The organism is Puniceibacterium confluentis, from assembly GCF_007923445.1.
Classification (GTDB): Bacteria; Pseudomonadota; Alphaproteobacteria; order Rhodobacterales; family Rhodobacteraceae; genus Puniceibacterium; species Puniceibacterium confluentis.
This window is the reverse complement of sequence record NZ_VOJI01000004.1, coordinates 24,462-42,602: the sequence shown is the minus strand read 5'-3', so window position 1 is coordinate 42,602 and position 18,141 is coordinate 24,462. Positions and strand designations below refer to the sequence as shown.

Below are 18,141 nucleotides of genomic sequence, written 5' to 3'. Positions count from 1 at the left end.
AAATATCCCGGGAAGCGCGAGGGGCTTGCCCCCCGTTCCCGCGCTGACATCCAATGCGCGGCCGGCACTTGCCGAAACGCCGCCTTGCCCCTAAAGCCCGATCATGACACCCCATCCCGCCATGACCTGGACGCAGCATTTCCGCGCCGTGCTGACCCTCGGCCTGCCGTTGATCGGCGGGCACCTGGCGCAGTTCTCGATCGGTCTCACCGATACCCTGATGCTGGGCCGCTACGGCGCCGAGGCGCTGGCCGCCCTGACCCTGGCCACCGCCCTGTTTTTCCTGCTGTTCCTGATGGGCTGTGGCTTTGCCTGGGCGGTGATGCCGATGGTGGCGCAATATGATGCCAAGGGCGATCCCACCAGCATCCGCCGCGCCACACGCATGGGACTGTGGCTCTCGACGCTGTATTTTGCCTGCGTCATGCCGCTGCTCTGGGTCTCGGGGCCGCTGCTGCTGGCGCTGGGCCAATCGCCGGACCTGGCTGCGGACGCCCAGACCTACCTGCGCATCGCAGGGTTCGGCATGCTGCCGGGGCTGCTGGTGATGGTGCTGAAAAGCTATCTTGCCGCCCTGTCGCGCACCCGCATCGTGCTGCTGATCACGCTGGCCGCGGCGCTGGCCAACGGATTGGGAAACTACATCCTGATCTTTGGCAAGCTGGGGGCGCCGGAGCTGGGCATTGTCGGCGCGGCCATCTCATCTGTGGTGAGCCAGTCCGTGGCCCTGGCAGGCATCGCGGTCTATGCCCATCACCGCCTGCCCGAGCACGCGCTGTTCACCCGGCTCTGGAAGCCGGACCGCGAGATGTTCACCCGCGTCTTTCTGCTCGGCCTTCCGATCGGCCTCACCACCCTGGCCGAAGTCGGCCTGTTCGAGGCGACGGCCCTGATGATGGGCTGGCTGGGCACGGTGCCGCTTGCGGCGCATGGCATCGCGTTGCAGACCGCCTCGGCGACCTTCATGGTGCACCTCGGTTTTGCCAATGTGGCGACGATCCGATCCGGAAATGCGTTGGGCAAGCGCGACGCCGCCCATCTCAAACGCGGCGCGGCGGCGGTCCTTGCCCTGTCGCTTGCCACCTCCTGCGTCACGATCGTGGTGTTCCTGAGCCTGCCTGAACAGCTGGTGTCGCTGTTCCTCGATCCCGCGGATCCGGCCCGCGACGCCATTCTGGCCACAGGTGCGGCGCTGCTGGCGGTGGCGGCCCTGTTTCAACTGGTGGACGGGGCGCAGGTGATCGCGCTGGGGCTGTTGCGGGGCATGCAGGACGCCCGGATACCGATGGTGATTGCAGTGATCGCCTATTGGGCGATCGGAATCCCGGCCTCGTATCTGCTGGGGTTTGTTCTGGACCTCGGCGGCGTCGGCATCTGGTCGGGTCTGGTTGTCGGGCTGGGTCTGGCCGGGGTGCTGATGCAACACCGGTTCTGGTGCCGGGCCGTGCCCGAGGCCGGGCGGAAATTCAGCCGCTGAGAGCGGGCAGACCTGTGCGCCGACCCGGCGTCACGCGGATCAGGACGCTGGTCATGAGTATTTGGAAAGAGAAGAAACCGCCGGTGGTCTGCCGGGCCGAAGCGGGCCGCCTGCGCCTCGGTGGCATGGTGCGCGCGCGAATCGAGCTTGCCTTGCGGCGCGATCCGGTTTATCGCGCCAGCTTCACGCGGGTCTACAGCCTTGGAGGAGGCCCGCATAACCTTAGGAGAATTCATTATGGCTGGAGAGATTCCTGATCTCGTAGCTCTGGAACGGACGGGGACAGGCAAGGGCGCCGCTCGTCAGGCACGTCGCGACCACCTGGTTCCCGGTATCGTCTATGGTGGTGGTGCCGATCCGCTGCCGATCAACCTGCCCTACAATGCGCTGCTCAAGCGCCTGAAGGCCGGCCGCTTCCTGTCGACCCTGTTCAACCTCAAGGTTGACGGTCAGGACGATGTGCGCGTGATCTGCCGCGCCGTGCAGCGCGATGTGGTCAAGGACCTGCCGACCCATGTCGACTTCATGCGCCTGCGCCGCACGTCCAAGATCAACCTGTTCATCCACGTTGATTTCATCAACGAAGATGCCGCGCCGGGCATCAAGAAGGGTGGCGTTCTGACCGTTGTGCGCCCCGAGGTCGAACTGGTTGTGACGGCGGCCGATATCCCCGATCACATCACCGTGGATCTGACCGGGCTGAACATCGGCGACACCGTGACGATTTCCGATGTGACGCTGCCGGAAGGCGCCAAGCCGACAATCGACCGCGATTTCGTGATCGCCAACATCTCGGCGCCGTCCGGACTGCGTTCGTCCGGCGCTGCGGATGACGAAGACGACGAAGAGGCGGCTGACGCGACCGAGGAGTAATCCCGTCGGGTCCGCCCGAGACCAGCTTTGCGGCCTCGCCCTTCCCGGGCGGGGCCGTTTGCGTTTCGCGCCGCGACACCCTATCTGGGGTCCATCTCTGGCAGGAGGAAGCGATGAAGATCTTTGTGGGCCTGGGAAATCCCGGCGGCCAGTATGCAGGAAACCGGCACAACATCGGTTTCAGGGCGGTCGAGGCCATTGCGCAGGCCCATGGGTTTCAACCCTGGAAGGCGCGGTTTCAGGGGCAGGTCGCCGAGGGACGGCTGGGCGGCGACAAGGTGCTGTTGCTCAAGCCTCTGACCTTCATGAACCTGTCCGGCCAGGCGGTGGGCGAAGCGATGCGCTTTTACAAGCTGGAACCCGGTGACGTGGTGGTGTTCCACGACGAACTGGATCTGGCGCCCGGTCGTCTCAAGGTCAAGACCGGCGGCGGGCACGCCGGGCACAACGGGTTGCGCTCGATCCACGGCCATATCGGCGAAGCCTACGGACGGGTGCGCATGGGAATCGGGCATCCGGGACGCAAGGACCTGGTGTCCGGGTATGTGCTGCACGATTTTGCCAGGGCGGATGCCGCGTGGCTGGACGCCGTGCTGCAGGGCGTGGCGGATGGGGCGCCAGAACTGGCGCGGGGAGATGCAGGCAAGTTCATGAACGCCGTCGCGCAGCGGGTCGCGCCGCCGCGCAGCGGGGGCGGCGGGCAGAAACCTGCACCCAAAGCTGCCGCCAAGGCGGAGACAGAGGCGGAGACGGAAGACACCGCGCCCGAACCGGCCGCCGACACCCGCAATCCGCTGCAGAGGCTCGCCGACCGCTTTCGCTGAAGCCACAGGCCGGGTGGCCCCTGCCGGCAGCGATTTCCTTGCTCGCGGGCGCGCAGGGCAATAGGCTGGGCTCACTGCCGCTGCGGGAAACACCTGAGCGCCAAGATCACCTGACCGCATTGCCGACAAAGGACCACCGACCACCAGAACAGGAGAGACGAGATGGAAAAAGATCCCGAAATCAACGTTCTGGGAACCGGTCTGGAGTTATGCGGCACCGACCCGGTCACCGGGTTTTACAGAGACGGACATTGCAACACCTGCGCCGCGGATACCGGAAGCCACACCGTCTGCGCCATCATGACGGCGGAGTTCCTGGCGTATTCGAAATATGTCGGCAACGATTTGTCGACGGCCCGGCCGGAATTCCACTTTGCCGGGCTGAAGCCGGGGGATTCCTGGTGTCTCTGTGCCGGTCGGTTCCTGCAGGCGCATGACGAGGGCTGCGCACCCCTGGTCCGGCTGGCCGCCACCCATCAACGGGCGCTGGAACTGGTGCCCCTGGCGGTTCTGGAACAGTATCAAAGCTGACATTCGTCAACGTGCAATCACGGTTTTTGACCGCGTGGCGGTGGGATGACTTGCATATACCGGATCTATCCCCGGAACTGTCCACAGGTCAGGCTGTCTGCTGACCGCGACTGCCAGGCGGGCACGTCTCAGCGGCCCTGCGGGCACTGCAACGGAAAACGCCCGGGCGGATAGCGCCGGGCGTCCTTGCCAAAGGCCTTTCGGAACAACGCCGACGCCTCCCTAGTCCATGTCGAAGCCGAGATGTTTCGCCACGGTAAAGATATCCTTGTCACCCCGGCCACACATGTTCATGCAGATCAGATGATCCCTGGGGAGGTCCGGCGCGATCTTCATCACATGCGCCAGCGCATGGGATGGTTCCAATGCGGGAATGATTCCCTCTTTGTCACAGCACAGGGTAAACGCCTCAAGCGCCTCGGCATCGGTGATCGCCACATAGGTGGCCCGGCCGATGTCGTGCAGCCAGGCGTGTTCCGGGCCGATGCCGGGATAATCCAGGCCGGCGGAAATCGAAAAGCCTTCGAGGATCTGCCCGTCGTCATCCTGAAGCAGGTAGGTCCGGTTGCCATGCAGCACCCCCGGTCGCCCGCCGGTGAGCGAGGCGCAATGTTCCATCTTGGCGTTCACGCCCTTGCCGCCGGCCTCGACGCCGATGATGCTCACATCCTTGTCGTCGAGGAAGGGATAGAACAGGCCCATGGCGTTCGACCCGCCGCCGATGGCCGCAATCAGCGTGTCGGGCAGACGGCCCTCGGCCTCGAGCATCTGCTCTTTGGCTTCCTTGCCGATGATGGCCTGAAAATCGCGCACCATTGCCGGATAGGGGTGCGGGCCGGCCACGGTGCCGATGCAGTAGAAGGTGTCGCGCACGTTGGTCACCCAGTCGCGCAGGGCGTCGTTCATCGCATCCTTTAGCGTGCCCCGACCGGACGTCACCGGGATCACTTCGGCCCCGAGAAGCCGCATCCGGAACACGTTGGGTTTCTGCCGCTCCACATCATGCGCGCCCATGTAGACGACGCACTTCAGGCCGAACTTGGCACAGACGGTGGCGGTGGCAACGCCGTGCTGCCCGGCCCCGGTTTCGGCGATGATGCGGCTTTTGCCCATGCGGCGGGCGAGGATGATCTGGCCGAGCACGTTGTTGATCTTGTGCGCGCCGGTGTGGTTCAACTCGTCCCGCTTGAGATAGATCTTGGCCCCGCCCAGATGTTCGGTCAGGCGTTCGGCATGATACAGCGGGCTGGGACGGCCGACGTAATGCTTCCACAGGAAGTGCATTTCGTCCCAAAAACCTTTGTCCGTCTTGGAGATCTCGTACTGTTCTTCAAGCTCAAGGATGAGCGGCATCAGGGTTTCCGACACGAAGCGGCCACCAAAGTCGCCAAAGCGGCCCTTTTCGTCGGGGCCGGTCATGAAGCTGTTGAAAAGGTCGGTCATCGCGCGTCTCCCGTATTTCAGGGGCCAGTTCTAGGGCCGGGCGGCCCGGAATTCCAGAGCGATTCCGTCACGTGCAGACGAGCAGCGCGTCACGCCGCTGCCCGCTCCAGCGCCGGGTAGCGTGCCCCGAGGGTCAGGCCGCGCGCCACAAATGACACCAGCAGCGCCGCCCAGAGGCCGTGGTTGCCGAAGGCCGGAACCAGCAGCAGCACCGCTCCGAGGTAGATCAGCGCCGACAGCACCATCATGTTGCGCATGTCGCCGGATCGCGTCGCCCCGATAAAGATGCCGTCGAGCATCCAGGCGGCAAGCCCGACAAGCGGCGCGGCGACCATCCAGGGCAGATACAGACGCGCCGCCGCCTGCACCGGCGGGACATCGGCCATGAGGTCGATCAGGGCCGGCCCCCCCAGCCAGAAGCCCAGTGACAGGGCGGCGCAGCTGATCAGCCCCCAGAGGCTGGTATAGGTTGCGCTGCGGCGCAGGTGGCGCAGGGCATGGGCGCCCATGGCCTGCCCCACCAGCGCCTCGGCGGCAAAGGCGAATCCGTCCAGCGCATAGGCGGTGATTTGCAGGAATTGCAGCAGCACCTGATTGGCGGCCAGCGCGACGTCCCCGAAATCGGCACCGAGAAACAGGAAAGACATAAAGATCGCCTGCAACAGCAGCGACCGGATCAGGATGTCGGAATTGACCTGCGCCATGCGGATCAGCTTGACCCGGTCGAACACCCGCGCCCAGTCGCGCCAGTCCGGCAGGCGGAAGGCCGCACGGCACAGCCACAGACCCATAGCCAGGCCGGACCATTCAGCGATCAACGTGGCAATGGCCACGCCGTTCACCCCCCAGCCAAGGCCCAGCACGAACCACAGGTCGAGCCCGATGTTGATCAGGTTCATCCAGACCTGCAGCACCAGCACACCGCGCGTGCGTTCCTGCGCGATCAGCCAGCCAGTGATGCCATAGATCGCAATCGCCGCCGGGGCCGACCAGATGCGGATCTTCATGTAACTGTGGGCCAGGGTTTCCACTTCGGCGCTGGCCGGAGACAGGGCGAACCCGGCGGAGAAGATAAGCGTCTGGCCCAGGATCAGCACTGCCCCGGCCCCCAGGCCGATCATCAGCACCCGGGTCAGCAGGGCGGCGACCTCGGCGCGGTTGCCCTCGCCTGCCGCCTGCGCCGCAAGGCCCGTGGTGCCCATGCGCAGAAATCCGAAGATCCAGTAGACAGCAGTCAGGATGATCGCGCCGATTCCGACCGCGCCGATGGGCGCGGCAAGGCCGATCTGGCCGACAACCCCGGTGTCCACCGCACCGAGGATCGGCACCGTGGCGTTGGACAGCACGATCGGCACCGCGATGTTGAGAACGCGTCGGTGGGTGATCTCGCGCAGGGGCGCGCGGATGTCTGCCGCGGCGCCTGTCATCCGCGCGCCGCGCGGCAGAGCGGCAGGCCGCGGCCCGAAACCGTTCCGGTCATTGCGGCGGCATCAGGAAATGCGCCGAACATTCGGCGATGGGGCGGTCGTGGTTGTCCTGCCAGGCCGCCGCATGCACAAAGGCATAGCGCCGCCCCGACCGGGTCACACGCGCGCGGGCATAGGCGTCGCGCGGCAGGCCGGTGCGCAGGTAGTCGGTGGAAAAATCAATGGTCTTGGGCAGACGCGGCAGCTTACCCGCCTCAAGATCGACCAGATTGAGCGCTCCGCTTTCGATATCGCTCCACAGCCAGGCCCAGCTCAGGGTGATGATCGACGTCACCTCGAGAAAGGCGGCCGTCACGCCGCCGTGGATCGCGGGCAGCAGCGGGTTGCCGATCAGCTTGTTGTCATAGGGCAGCACGGCGGTCAACTCGTCGCCGCGCCGTTCAAAGCGGATGCCCAGAAACTGGACGTAGGGCACACCGCCGACGAGGGCGTGAAGCGCGGTATCGCGGCGCTGCTTGACAACCTGCACGGGCTCCGGGGGGCGGCGGTCCATCAGGTCTGCTCCACCGTGAAGGTCCCGGTGGCGGTGGCAACCGGGCGGTCGGTGTCCTCATCCGTCGCCGTGGCCCGCACGAAGGCAACCGAGCGCGTGATGTGATGACACACGGCGCGGGCGGTGATCGTCTGCCCCGGAGTGGCCGCGCGCATGTAGTCGATGCGCAAACCGATTGTGGCCGTGCCGGCCGGGGCGGACGGATGGCTCATGACCGCTGCGCCGCCGCAGGTGTCCATCAATGCCGAGACCGCACCGCCATGGATCACCCCGGTTTCGGGATCGCCTATCAGACGGGCGTCATACGCCATCGTGATTTCCGCCACGCCGTCTCCGATTTCTGTCAGGTTCATGCCCAGCGCCCGGGAATGCGGGATGGCTTCGATGAACTGGCGGGCAATGTCTGTCTTGTCAGGTAGCATGACGGGTTCCTGTGGCGCGCTTCATGCCGGAAGTTGGATCACGACCCGCGCACATGTGCAACCCGGCCCCGGCGTTCTGGCACGCCGCGCGACAGTAGCCGCCGCAGAGCGCGCCCCACGGTTGCAATTTCTGCGCTGCAATGCCGCAACGATATTGCCCTTGTTCAGGGCTGGGCTTAGGCTTGACGCAGGGGAGTCAGATACCGATGAACGACAAACGCTTCAGCTTCAAGGAAATGTGCGCGCAGTATGATGTGACGCCGCGCACCCTGCGTTATTACGAATACATCGAACTCCTGCACCCGGACCGTGAAGGCCGGTCGCGCTGGTACGGTCCGCGTGAAAGGGCGCGGATGACTCTGATTCTGCGTGGCCGCAAGTTCGGCTTCCAGCTCGAGGATATCCGGCAGTGGCTTCTGATCTACGAAAAGGAAGGCACCGCTGCACAGATGCAGGCCTGGATCAAGCTGGCCGACAGCCAGCTGGACGAACTGGCGGACCAGCGGCGTCAACTGGACGAAGCGATCGACGAATTGCAACGTTTGCGGGACGACACAGCCGAGTCACTCAGGGGCTGAATCGGGGTCAGATCGAGAGCGGCACGGCCGTCCGACACATGATTCAGGTTTTTGACCAGTTAATTAAATTTCAAAAAACGGTGCTTGACGTTGCCTTATCTTACGTCAACGGAAATGTGACGTGGCGTAGAACTACGTCTGCCAAATTTCTCATTGTATGAACGCGTCAGGAACGACATTTCGCTGGGGAGGTGACCCTACGAAAGGTTGATGACATGAGCGAAGACCAGACAATGAGCATCCGCCAGATGTGCGATGCATTCGACGTGACACCCCGCACTTTGCGGTTCTACGAGGCGAAGGAGCTGCTGTTTCCGATCCGCGAAGGCCAGAAGCGTCTGTTCACCCGGCGCGACCGCGCCCGTCTCAAGCTGATCCTGCGCGGCAAGCGCTTTGGCTTCAGCCTCGAAGAGATCCGCCAGCTTCTGGACCTGTATCACATGGGTGACCAGCAGCAGACGCAGATCGCCAAGACCTACGATATTGCCAAGCAGAGGCTGGCAGAGCTTGTCAGCCAGCGCGACGAGATGAACGCCGCGATCTCGGAACTCGAAGAGCAGCTGATCTGGGCCGAAAAAATGCTGGACTCGCTGAGCCAGACCAAGAAAGCCGCCGAATAGGCACACCCTTAAGGGAGGACCCGATGCCGATCTATCACGCGCCCACAAAGGACATGCAGTTCGTACTGCACGACGTCTTGAAAATGTCCGAAGCGGACATCCCCGGGTATGGGGATCTCGACCGCGACACGACACTGGCAATTCTGGAAGAGGCGGGCAAACTGGCCTCGGATGTTCTGGCGCCGCTGAACGTGATCGGTGACTCCGAAGGGTGCGTGCTGGAAAACGGTGTCGTGCGCACCCCGACCGGGTTCAAGGCGGCGTTCGACCAGCTGCGCGAGGGTGGCTGGACGGCGCTGGACTGTGACGAACAGTATGGCGGTCAGGGCCTGCCCTACCTGATGAACACCGCCGCGATGGAACCCTTCGTCTCGGCCAACATGGCGTTCAACATGTATCAGGGCCTGACCCACGGCGCCTATTCGGCGATCAACGTGCATGGCACCGACGCGCAAAAGCAGACCTATCTGCCAAAGATGGCGTCCTGCGAATGGACCGGCACCATGAACCTGACCGAGCCGCACTGCGGCACCGACCTGGGGCTGATGCGCACTAAGGCGGTGCCGCAGGACGATGGGTCGTATCTGGTCACGGGTCAGAAGATCTTTATTTCGTCCGGTGATCATGACCTGGCCGAGAACATCATCCATCTGGTCCTGGCCAAGATCCCCGGCGGTCCCGAAGGCATCAAGGGCGTGTCGCTGTTCATCGTGCCCAAGTTCCTGGTGAACGAGGACGGCTCTGTCGGGGCGCGCAACGCGGTTTCGGTCGGCAAGATCGAAGAAAAGATGGGCATTCACGGCAATTCGACCTGCGTGATGGATTACGACGGGGCGACGGGCTACCTGATCGGGGACATGCACAAGGGCATGCGCGCGATGTTCACCATGATGAACGAGGCGCGACTGGGTGTTGGCCTGCAGGGCTATGCGCAGGCCGAGGCCGCCTATCAGAACGCCGTGGAATACGCCAAGGACCGTCTGCAGGGCCGGGCCGTCACCGGTGCCGAATTCCCAGACAAACCCGCCGACCCCCTGATCGTGCACCCGGACATCCGCCGGAATCTGATGGACCAGAAGTCGTTCGTCGAAGGCGCGCGGGCCTTTACCTATTGGGGCGCGAGCCTGATCGACCGGGCGCACAAGACCGACGACAAGGCCGCCGACGGCCTGATTTCGTTGCTCACCCCTGTCATCAAGGGCTTTCAGACCGACAAGGGTTTCGAAATGGCGGTCAATGCCCAGCAGGTGTATGGCGGGCACGGCTATATCGAGGAATGGGGCATGTCGCAATTCGCCCGCGATGCCCGGATTGCCATGATCTACGAAGGCGCGAACGGCGTTCAGGCGCTGGATCTGGTCGGCCGCAAGCTGGCGCAGGATGGCGGCAAACATGTCATGGCCTTCTTCGAGTTGATCAAGGCCTTCCTCAAGGACAACGCCGGACAGGACGCCGAATTCGACAGGGACTTTCTCGATCCGCTCAAGGCAGCGTCCAAGGATCTTCAGGCGGCAGGGATGTACTTCATGCAGAACGGCATGAAGAACCCGAACAACGCGTTGTCCGGATCCTATGACTTCATGCACATGTTCGGTCATGTCTGCCTCGGCTACATGTGGGCGCGCATGGGGCTCGCGGCACGGGCCGGACTGGCGGCGGGGGGTGGCGACACCGAATTCCTCGAGACCAAGCTTGCCACCGGGCGCTATTACATGGCGCGGCAGCTGCCTGCCACATCCCTGCATCTGGCGCGCATCCAGACCGGGGCCGACACCGTCATGGCACTGGACGCCGCACAGTTCTGATGGCCCGCCGTCTGGATCTGCCGGTCCGGCGCAGCATGAACCTGACCGAGGCCGCCTATGCGCGGCTTCGGGACCTGAACGCGACCTATGGGCTGGGAAACAACTATCTGCTGGTGGTCTTGCTGGAACAGCTTGACCAGATCGCCGATCCGGCCAGACTTGACGCGGCGTTCCGCGACTTCATTGCCGAATATGGTGCGCCAAAGGATCCCTGACCAAAGGACGCAGCATGCCCAAACGATTTCGCCTGACCCGCCGGTTTCCGGTTGCCATGACCGAAGACGGCTATCGCAAGCTCAAGGCGTTTGCCGCTGAGGCGGGGCTGGACGAAGGTGAGGCGCTGTCATTTCTGTTTGAAAACTTCGACAGCGTGACCAACAGCGAGAACCTCGGTCACCGCCTGCGCCTGTTCAATGCCGAACTCGACGCCCGAAAACGCTGAACCGCACCGGAGTCCGACGCTATCGCCCTGCGTCCCGGCGCGGCAAGATCCCGGCGCCGCGCCTTTTTCCGCACCTGACGATTCCTCCTTGACCTTCCAGTGACTGGAACCACCATGGTGAGTCCAGGGTCGGATTCCCGACGCCACTTTCGGACAGCAGGAGGCTGGCATGGCACGGCATCACACACATCTGCACCACGATCACATCTCGAATTCCCCGACGCCGCCGGACACTGGCGGTGTCACCCGCGATCCGGTTTGCGGCATGACCGTCGACCCCGCGGCAGGCAAACCGCAGGCAGAGCATGACGGGCACCTTTATCATTTCTGCTCGGATGGCTGCCACGCCAAGTTCACCGCCCAGCCCGAGGCCTATCTGACGGCGCAGGACCCGGTCTGCGGCATGTCCGTCGACCGCGCCAGCGCCGAACACATGAGCAAACACGACGGCGCACGGCACTATTTCTGCTCATCGCGCTGCAAGGACAAATTCGATGCCGAGCCCGAAGCCTATCTGGGCGCGCGCGCGGCCCCCGAGCCGATGCCCGAGGGCACGCAATACACCTGCCCGATGCACCCCGAGATATTGCAGGACCATCCCGGCGACTGTCCAATATGCGGTATGGCGCTGGAACCGTTGACCCCATCAGCCGATTCTGGTCCCAACCCGGAATTTGTCGATTTCAAGCGGCGGCTCTGGATCACCGCTCCGCTGGCGGCGGCGATCTTCGTGCTGGAAATGGGCAGCCACATCGGCCTGCCCTTTGCCAACTGGATCGGCCACACCGCCTTTGGCTGGGTGCAGTTCCTGCTGGCAACGCCTGTGGTCCTGTTCACCTGGCCGTTCTTTCGGCGTGGATGGGCCTCGGTCATCAACCGCAGCCCCAATATGTGGACCCTGATCGCCCTGGGGACCGGGGCGGCCTACCTGTTTTCGGTCGTGGCCCTGATGGCGCCCGGGCTGTTTCCGCTGGGGGTGCGCGACAGCATGGGCATGGCACCGCTCTATTTCGAGGCGACCGCGGTGATCCTGGTGCTGGTGCTGCTGGGACAGGTCATGGAACTGGCCGCCCGCGAGCGCACCGGCGATGCCATCCGCGCCCTGCTGGACCTTGCCCCCAAGACCGCGCGGCGGGTGTCGGACACCGGCGAAGAGGACGTGCCGCTCGACACGCTGGTGGCGGGGGACATCCTGCGCGTGCGCCCCGGAGAGGCCGTGCCGGTGGATGGTGTGGTGACCGAGGGCCGTTCCTCGGTCGATGAGAGCATGCTGACCGGCGAACCGCTGCCGGTCGAGAAGACCGAAGGCGAGACAGTCACCGGCGGCACGCTGAACAAGACCGGCAGCTTTCTCATGCGCGCCCAAAGCGTCGGGGCCGAGACCACTCTGGCCCGCATTGTCGAGATGGTGTCCAAGGCCCAGAGGTCGCGGGCGCCGATCCAGGCGATGGCAGACCGGGTGGCGCAGTACTTTGTGCCCGCTGTGGTCGCGGTGGCGGTGCTGGCCTTTCTGGCCTGGCTGGTGCTTGGCCCGTCACCCGCGCTGTCTTACGGCTTTGTGGCGGCGGTATCGGTGCTGATCATCGCCTGTCCCTGTGCGCTGGGTCTGGCGACGCCGATGTCGATCATGGTCGCCACCGGACGCGGCGCTCAGGCCGGCGTGCTGATCCGCGATGCCGAAGCGCTGGAACGGTTCGCCAAGGTGGATGTGCTGGTGGTGGACAAGACCGGCACGCTGACCGAAGGCAAGCCGACCCTGACCGACGCCGAACCCGTCGCGCCCCGGACGCGTGAGGAATTGCTGTCGATGGCGGCGGCGCTTGAGCGCGGGTCCGAACATCCGCTGGCCGAAGCCATCGTCGCCGGCGCACGCGCGGCAAAGGCACCCGAACGCGAGGCGCGCGAATTTGAAGCGGTGACCGGCAAGGGGGTGACCGGCAAGGTCGAGGGCCGTCAGGTGGCGCTGGGAAATGCGGCGCTGATGGCCGATCTGGGCGTCGACACAGACGGGCTCGGACCACGGCTGGCCGAGCTTCAGACCGCGGGAAAAACGGCGATGTATGTTGCCATCGACGGCAGCCTTGCCGGGCTGGTGGCGGTGGCCGATCGGGTCAAGGAAACGACGCCCGACGCGATCCGGGCGCTGCACGACGCGGGCCTGCGCATCGTCATGGCCACCGGCGACGCGCGCGGCACCGCGGATGCGGTCGCACGCGATCTGAACATCGACGAGGTACATGCCGAAGTCAGTCCGGCAGACAAACATGCGCTGATCGAACGGCTGAAGTCCGAAGGCCATGCGGTGGCCATGGCCGGCGACGGCGTGAACGACGCCCCGGCACTGGCGGCGGCGGATGTCGGCATCGCCATGGGCACCGGCGCGGATGTGGCGATGGAAAGCGCAGGTATCACGCTGGTCAAGGGCGATCTCGGCGGCATCGTCCGGGCGCGGCATCTGGCGGTGGCGACCATGCGCAACATCCGCCAGAACCTGTTTTTTGCCTTCGTGTACAACAGTGCCGGCGTGCCTCTGGCTGCGGGCATCCTGTACCCCTTCTTCGGCATCCTGCTGTCACCCATCGTCGCGGCGGCGGCGATGAGCCTGTCCTCGGTATCGGTCATCACCAACGCCCTGCGCCTGCGCATGACCCGTCTCTGACGGTCTGCACAGGAGCGCCAGACACGACCGGCTGCCGGGTGCAGCCGGTCGATTTGCTGCCATCTGGCCACGGATGCGGAACCTTCCCCCCCTGGAATGTCGTTTGTCTGCGACACCACACTGGATAGGGGACCCCGATGACCTACACCCGCTTCGCCCTGATGATCGCCACCTCGACGCTCGTCATGTTCGGGCTGATGTACCTGAACACCTATGCGTGGGAGCATGTCTTCTTCAGCGAAACCCGGGCCTACATGGCGATTCTCATGGGCGCCGTCATGGCGTTTGTGATGCTGGCATTCATGGCAAAGATGTACCCCAGCCGCGCGGTGAACACCGCAATCCTTGTCGGCAGCGTCATTGTCTTTGCCCTGTCGCTCTGGCTGGTACGCAGCCAGGTGACCGTGAACGGCACCAGCTTCATGCGCGCGATGATTCCGCACCATTCGATTGCCATCATGACCTCGGGGCGCGCTGAAATCGAGGATGCGCGCGTGCGCAAGATGGCCGAAGGCATCATCGCGGCGCAGCAGAAGGAGATTGCCGAGATGCGGGCGCTGATCGCTGACACCGCGGCGGGGAACATCGTTTCCGAGGTCTATCAGGATCCGGCGCCGCGGGTCGGGACGGTCGAGGATGCTCTCGGCAACACCCTCCTGGCAGAGTTGGACCCGGCCCCGCTGACCGCCGAGGAGGCGGGCATGGCCGTGCCCGGCAGCGACAACTGTGGTTTCCGCATGACCCGGGGGTCCAGCCCCATCCTTTGGGCGTCAGCCGATGGCACTGCGGCGGCGGCGAAGCTGAACGGTGTCATTCTTCCGCTCACCGGCAATGACGGCACCTTCACCGCCGAAGGGCTCACCATGACCGTAACCCCCATTCAGGATGGCCTGCGCGCCGAGAGCCGCCTGGCCTTTGACCTGACCCCGGGTCCGACGGCCCGCTTTGACGGCTTCTGGACCTGCGGCAGTTGACGGCCGTGAAGCCCGCGACCTCCGCTGACCGCACAGGGCGGTTCAGCGCCAGTGCGGCCGGAGGATCCGTACAATGCGCGGCCCGGTCAGAAGACAGAGCGCGGCACCCTCGCCACGCCGGTCGCGCAGAAAACACCCGGCGCGGGTTGTGCCCTCTCGCATCCACCGCCCTCAGCCCGCATGACCGGCCTGTGTCGCGCCGCAGACCCGAGACAAAAGACGTGACGTTCGGCTTGGAATTCCACGCAAAACCTGTTCTCGGTGCAGGTGTTGCGACAGTTGCCCGACAGTCGCCAGGAGGAACCCCGGGATACAATGAACCAACGCCGTTGCCCTGATAACGCCATGCGCGCCCGCGCGCGTTTGCCCGAGACTTCGGCGCCGACATGGACCCGGTGTGGCGCGGCACCGGTGAACTCGGCAGGTCCCGTCGATTCCCCCGCCCTTGCCGATCCCGACACCTCGAATGCGCCCGTCAGCGCCCGCCGCCCCCGACCTTGGCACGCGGCTGCAACAGCTGCCGGTCGCGGACGCGCGGCACCGGCGCGCCACGCGCGGCGGACCTGCCCGCCGCATCCTGACCGTTGCACAACGGAGGACGCGGCCAAATGTCGACCCTGCCCTCCGGCACCAATGCGGGATTTACCCAGGCGGGCAGGGGGACAGGGTTTCTCCTCTTGCGGTCATCGGCTCTCCAGCCTGTACCGCCGTCACAGCCTGCCCGCATTATCCTTGATACAAGGTTACGAAGGACTGCCTTTTCGCGTTTCTTCTCTTTATAAATACTCATTAACCGCCAAACTGAACCGTATTTCCGAAGGGGCTTGCGCATGACAATCCAACTGCACTGCTTTGGCGAATCCGGCAACGCTTACAAGGCGGCGCTGGCTCTGGAACTTTCCGGTCTCGACTGGGAACCGGTGTTCGTCGACTTTTTCAACGGCGCGACGCGCACCCCGGAGTACCGCAGCGACATCAACGAAATGGGCGAGGCGCCGGTGATGATCGATGGCGCCGTCAGGCTCAGCCAGTCGGGCGTGATCCAGATGTACGTGACCGAGCGGTCCGGCAAGTTCGGCGGCGCGACCCCCGCCGATGCGCGCGAGGTGATGCGCTGGGTGTTCTGGGACAACCACAAGCTGTCCAGCCAGGCCGGAATGACCCGGTTCCTGATGAATTTCCTGCCCGAGGACAAGCGCCCTGCCCCGGTGATCCAGTTCATGCAGGGTCGCCTGCAGGCTGCTTACGCGGTGCTGGACAGCCATCTCGCGCGGCGGGACTGGATGGTGGGTGACAGCCTCACCAATGCCGACATCAGCTGCTGCGGCTATCTGTATTACCCCGAACCTTTCGGGTTCGCGCGCGGCGACTGGCCCCATATCGACGCCTGGCTGACGCGGATCAGTGCGCAGCCCGGCTGGAAACACCCCTACGATCTGATGCCCGGCAACCCCTCGGACCGGGCCTGAAGGAGAAGACAATGACCGAAGCCTATATCTATGACGCCATCCGCACCCCGCGCGGCAAGGGCCGCAAGGACGGTGCGCTGCACGAGGTCACCTCCGTGCGCCTGTCCGCTCAGGTCCTGAACGGGTTGAAAGAGCGGAACGATCTGGACGGCCACGCGGTCGAAGACGTGATCTGGGGCAATGTCACCCAGGTCGGCGAACAGGGCGGCTGTCTGGCGCGCACCGCGGTGCTGGCCTCCGAGCTCGACCAGTCGATCCCGGGGCTGGCGATCAACCGCTTCTGCGCCTCGGGCATGGAGGCGGTGAACCTTGCCGCCAACCAGGTACGGGGCGGCGCGGGCGCGGCCTATATCGCCGGCGGGGTCGAGATGATGGGCCGGGTGGCCATGGGCAGCGACGGCGCCGCGATAGCGGTGGACCCCAGTGTCGCGATGGACAGCTATTTCGTGCCCCAGGGCATCAGTGCCGACATCATTGCCACCGAATACGGCTTCAGCCGCGACCAGGCCGACGCCCTGGCAGTGGAAAGCCAGCGCCGCGCCAAGGCGGCCTGGGACGACAGACGCTTTGACAAGTCGATCCTGGTGGTGCGCGACCAGAACGGCCTGCCGATCCTCGATCACGACGAATACATGCGCCCCGGCACCGATATGCAGAGCCTTGGCGCTCTCAGCCCCAGCTTTCAGGCGATGGGCGAGGTGATGCCGGGGTTCGACAAGATCGCCCTGATGAAGTACCCGCATCTTGAGCGGATCAATCACATCCATCACGCCGGCAATTCCTCTGGTATCGTCGACGGCGCGGCGGCGGTGCTGATCGGAAACAAGGCGTTTGGCGACAAGCACGGGCTGAAGCCCCGCGCCCGCATTCGCGCCACGGCCAAGATCGGCACCGACCCCACGATCATGCTGACCGGCCCGGTGCCGGTGACGGAAAAGATCCTGAAAGATCACGGCATGGCGATCAGCGACATTGACCTGTTCGAGGTGAACGAAGCTTTTGCCAGTGTGGTGCTGCGGTTCATGCAGGCGTTTGACGTCGATGCCGACCGCGTCAACGTCAATGGCGGCTCGATCGCCATGGGCCACCCGCTCGGTGCCACCGGGGCGATCATCATCGGCACGCTTCTTGACGAGCTTGAACGCTCTGGCAAGGGTGTGGGTCTGGCCACGCTGTGCATTGCGTCCGGCATGGGGGCCGCAACGATCATCGAGAGGGTCTGACCATGGACCCGGCGCAGACGAGCAGCGATGCCCCCGACCGCGCCGGGCAGATGGTGGCAGGTGCTGCTGCAGTGAACAGCGGCATTTTCCGGTCAACCGTGCCAAGCTGCCTGCACAGGCACGCAGGGAGTATGCGCAACATGTCCAAGGAAATTGTACAGAGCTGGCTGGATAGCGTTGGCGATCTGCTGATGCAGAATGATTTTGAAGCCTATCTGGACAATTTGCACCTGCCGATTGGCATCAAGACTCGGGGGGGCGGGGACTGGCTGATCGGGGACGAGGACATGCTGCGCGACGGGTTCGACGCCTGGGTTTCGATGATGCATGATCAGCGGGCCACACACCTGATCCGTCGGGTCTGCGATACCGAAACGGTTGCCAACGGCGATCTCTGGGGGCTCTACACGACGAATATCCTGAAAAATGCCAAGCCGGTGGTAGAACCGTTCCAGTCTGCGGTCTGCCTGCGTCGCTTCGAAAACGGCTGGAAGGCCGTCGGGTTGATATCGGGGCTGATCAATACCCAATGGCCGTTTGCTCTGCCGCGGGTCGCCCCGGCGCAGGACAGCGCTGCGGATGCGACGCTCGGCGCGCCCTGGCCACCAAGCGAGTCGGCGACCGGCCTGCCGCAGGAACCCGCCTTCCTGCAGCCTCCCGCGGCCGAAACAGACAGGAAATGACCGTTGCGGCACCGGGACTGGACCCGGCCGACAGGCTGGTTCGGGCGCGGCATGCGCCACCGGCGGAACAACATTTCGTCCCCGGACCGGCGCTGCCGGTCCGGGTGACGGCGTCAGGCCGCGACGCCTGCAATACCT

General features: G+C 64.6%; 19 protein-coding genes. 15 read left to right on the top strand and 4 right to left on the bottom strand.

Features of this window, described 5'->3' with window-relative positions; genetic code table 11:
- Positions 1-103: 103 nt before the first annotated feature.
- The 5 genes from FOY53_RS06005 (at position 104) to FOY53_RS05985 (ending at position 3,705) form a co-directional block, all read left to right on the top strand.
- A complete protein-coding gene (locus tag FOY53_RS06005; RefSeq protein WP_246107298.1) occupies positions 104-1,477 on the top strand; it encodes an MATE family efflux transporter in 1,374 nt (457 codons plus the stop codon).
- Positions 1,478-1,530: 53 nt separating this feature from the next.
- Positions 1,531-1,734 carry a hypothetical protein gene (locus FOY53_RS06000; protein WP_146586758.1) on the top strand — a complete coding sequence of 68 codons (204 nt, stop codon included), beginning with the start codon at positions 1,531-1,533 and terminating at the stop codon, positions 1,732-1,734.
- Positions 1,715-2,350: a 50S ribosomal protein L25/general stress protein Ctc gene (locus tag FOY53_RS05995; protein ID WP_146586755.1), complete on the top strand. Its 636-nt coding sequence runs from the start codon at positions 1,715-1,717 to the stop codon at positions 2,348-2,350. Before FOY53_RS06000 ends, FOY53_RS05995 begins: the two co-directional genes overlap by 20 nt.
- A gap of 113 nt (positions 2,351-2,463) precedes the next feature.
- Positions 2,464-3,174: an aminoacyl-tRNA hydrolase gene (gene pth, locus FOY53_RS05990; RefSeq protein ID WP_146586753.1), complete on the top strand. Its 711-nt coding sequence runs from the start codon at positions 2,464-2,466 to the stop codon at positions 3,172-3,174.
- A 162-nt stretch (positions 3,175-3,336) separates the two neighbouring features.
- On the top strand, positions 3,337-3,705 hold the full coding sequence (locus FOY53_RS05985) for a DUF2237 family protein (protein WP_146586751.1): 369 nt from the start codon (positions 3,337-3,339) through the stop codon (positions 3,703-3,705).
- A 222-nt stretch (positions 3,706-3,927) separates the two neighbouring features.
- Here FOY53_RS05985 and trpB read toward each other — a convergent pair whose 3' ends face one another.
- The 4 genes from trpB to FOY53_RS05965 form a co-directional block, all read right to left on the bottom strand.
- Positions 3,928-5,148, bottom strand: coding sequence for a tryptophan synthase subunit beta (gene trpB / locus FOY53_RS05980; protein ID WP_146586749.1), 1,221 nt, complete (start codon positions 5,146-5,148; stop codon positions 3,928-3,930).
- Positions 5,149-5,237: 89 nt separating this feature from the next.
- Positions 5,238-6,575, bottom strand: coding sequence for an MATE family efflux transporter (locus FOY53_RS05975; RefSeq protein WP_146586747.1), 1,338 nt, complete (start codon positions 6,573-6,575; stop codon positions 5,238-5,240).
- A gap of 49 nt (positions 6,576-6,624) precedes the next feature.
- Complete coding sequence (locus tag FOY53_RS05970) at positions 6,625-7,128, bottom strand: PaaI family thioesterase (RefSeq protein ID WP_146586745.1); 504 nt, start codon at positions 7,126-7,128, stop codon at positions 6,625-6,627.
- Entirely contained in the window at positions 7,128-7,550 is a 423-nt protein-coding gene (locus FOY53_RS05965) for a PaaI family thioesterase (protein WP_146586743.1), read from the bottom strand. Before FOY53_RS05965 ends, FOY53_RS05970 begins: the two co-directional genes overlap by 1 nt.
- A 206-nt stretch (positions 7,551-7,756) precedes the next feature.
- Here FOY53_RS05965 and FOY53_RS05960 point away from each other — a divergent pair, with 206 nt between their 5' ends.
- The 10 genes from FOY53_RS05960 (at position 7,757) to FOY53_RS05915 (ending at position 18,003) form a co-directional block, all read left to right on the top strand.
- Positions 7,757-8,128, top strand: a complete 372-nt coding sequence (locus FOY53_RS05960; RefSeq protein ID WP_146586741.1) for a MerR family transcriptional regulator — start codon at positions 7,757-7,759, stop codon at positions 8,126-8,128.
- Positions 8,129-8,343: 215 nt separating this feature from the next.
- Positions 8,344-8,748 (top strand): MerR family transcriptional regulator, encoded by a 405-nt coding sequence (locus FOY53_RS05955; protein WP_146586739.1) that lies wholly within the window; start codon positions 8,344-8,346, stop codon positions 8,746-8,748.
- Between the two features lie 23 nt (positions 8,749-8,771).
- Complete coding sequence (locus tag FOY53_RS05950) at positions 8,772-10,553, top strand: acyl-CoA dehydrogenase C-terminal domain-containing protein (RefSeq protein WP_146586737.1); 1,782 nt, start codon at positions 8,772-8,774, stop codon at positions 10,551-10,553.
- The gene (locus FOY53_RS05945) at positions 10,553-10,768 is read left to right on the top strand and encodes a hypothetical protein (RefSeq protein WP_146586735.1); all 216 of its coding nucleotides are present in this window, start codon (positions 10,553-10,555) and stop codon (positions 10,766-10,768) included. The genes FOY53_RS05950 and FOY53_RS05945 overlap by 1 nt, the downstream gene beginning before the upstream one ends.
- Positions 10,769-10,782: 14 nt before the next feature.
- The gene (locus FOY53_RS05940; RefSeq protein ID WP_146586733.1) at positions 10,783-10,995 is read left to right on the top strand and encodes a hypothetical protein; all 213 of its coding nucleotides are present in this window, start codon (positions 10,783-10,785) and stop codon (positions 10,993-10,995) included.
- A 169-nt stretch (positions 10,996-11,164) separates the two neighbouring features.
- Positions 11,165-13,654 carry a heavy metal translocating P-type ATPase gene (locus FOY53_RS05935; protein ID WP_146586731.1) on the top strand — a complete coding sequence of 830 codons (2,490 nt, stop codon included), beginning with the start codon at positions 11,165-11,167 and terminating at the stop codon, positions 13,652-13,654.
- A gap of 137 nt (positions 13,655-13,791) precedes the next feature.
- Positions 13,792-14,628, top strand: coding sequence for a DUF305 domain-containing protein (locus tag FOY53_RS05930; RefSeq protein ID WP_146586729.1), 837 nt, complete (start codon positions 13,792-13,794; stop codon positions 14,626-14,628).
- A gap of 830 nt (positions 14,629-15,458) precedes the next feature.
- Complete coding sequence (locus FOY53_RS05925) at positions 15,459-16,097, top strand: glutathione S-transferase family protein (protein ID WP_146586727.1); 639 nt, start codon at positions 15,459-15,461, stop codon at positions 16,095-16,097.
- A gap of 11 nt (positions 16,098-16,108) precedes the next feature.
- A complete protein-coding gene (locus tag FOY53_RS05920) occupies positions 16,109-17,320 on the top strand; it encodes an acetyl-CoA C-acetyltransferase (protein WP_146586725.1) in 1,212 nt (403 codons plus the stop codon).
- Between the two features lie 140 nt (positions 17,321-17,460).
- Entirely contained in the window at positions 17,461-18,003 is a 543-nt protein-coding gene (locus tag FOY53_RS05915) for a hypothetical protein (RefSeq protein ID WP_146586723.1), read from the top strand.
- The last annotated feature ends 138 nt before the right edge of the window (positions 18,004-18,141 follow it).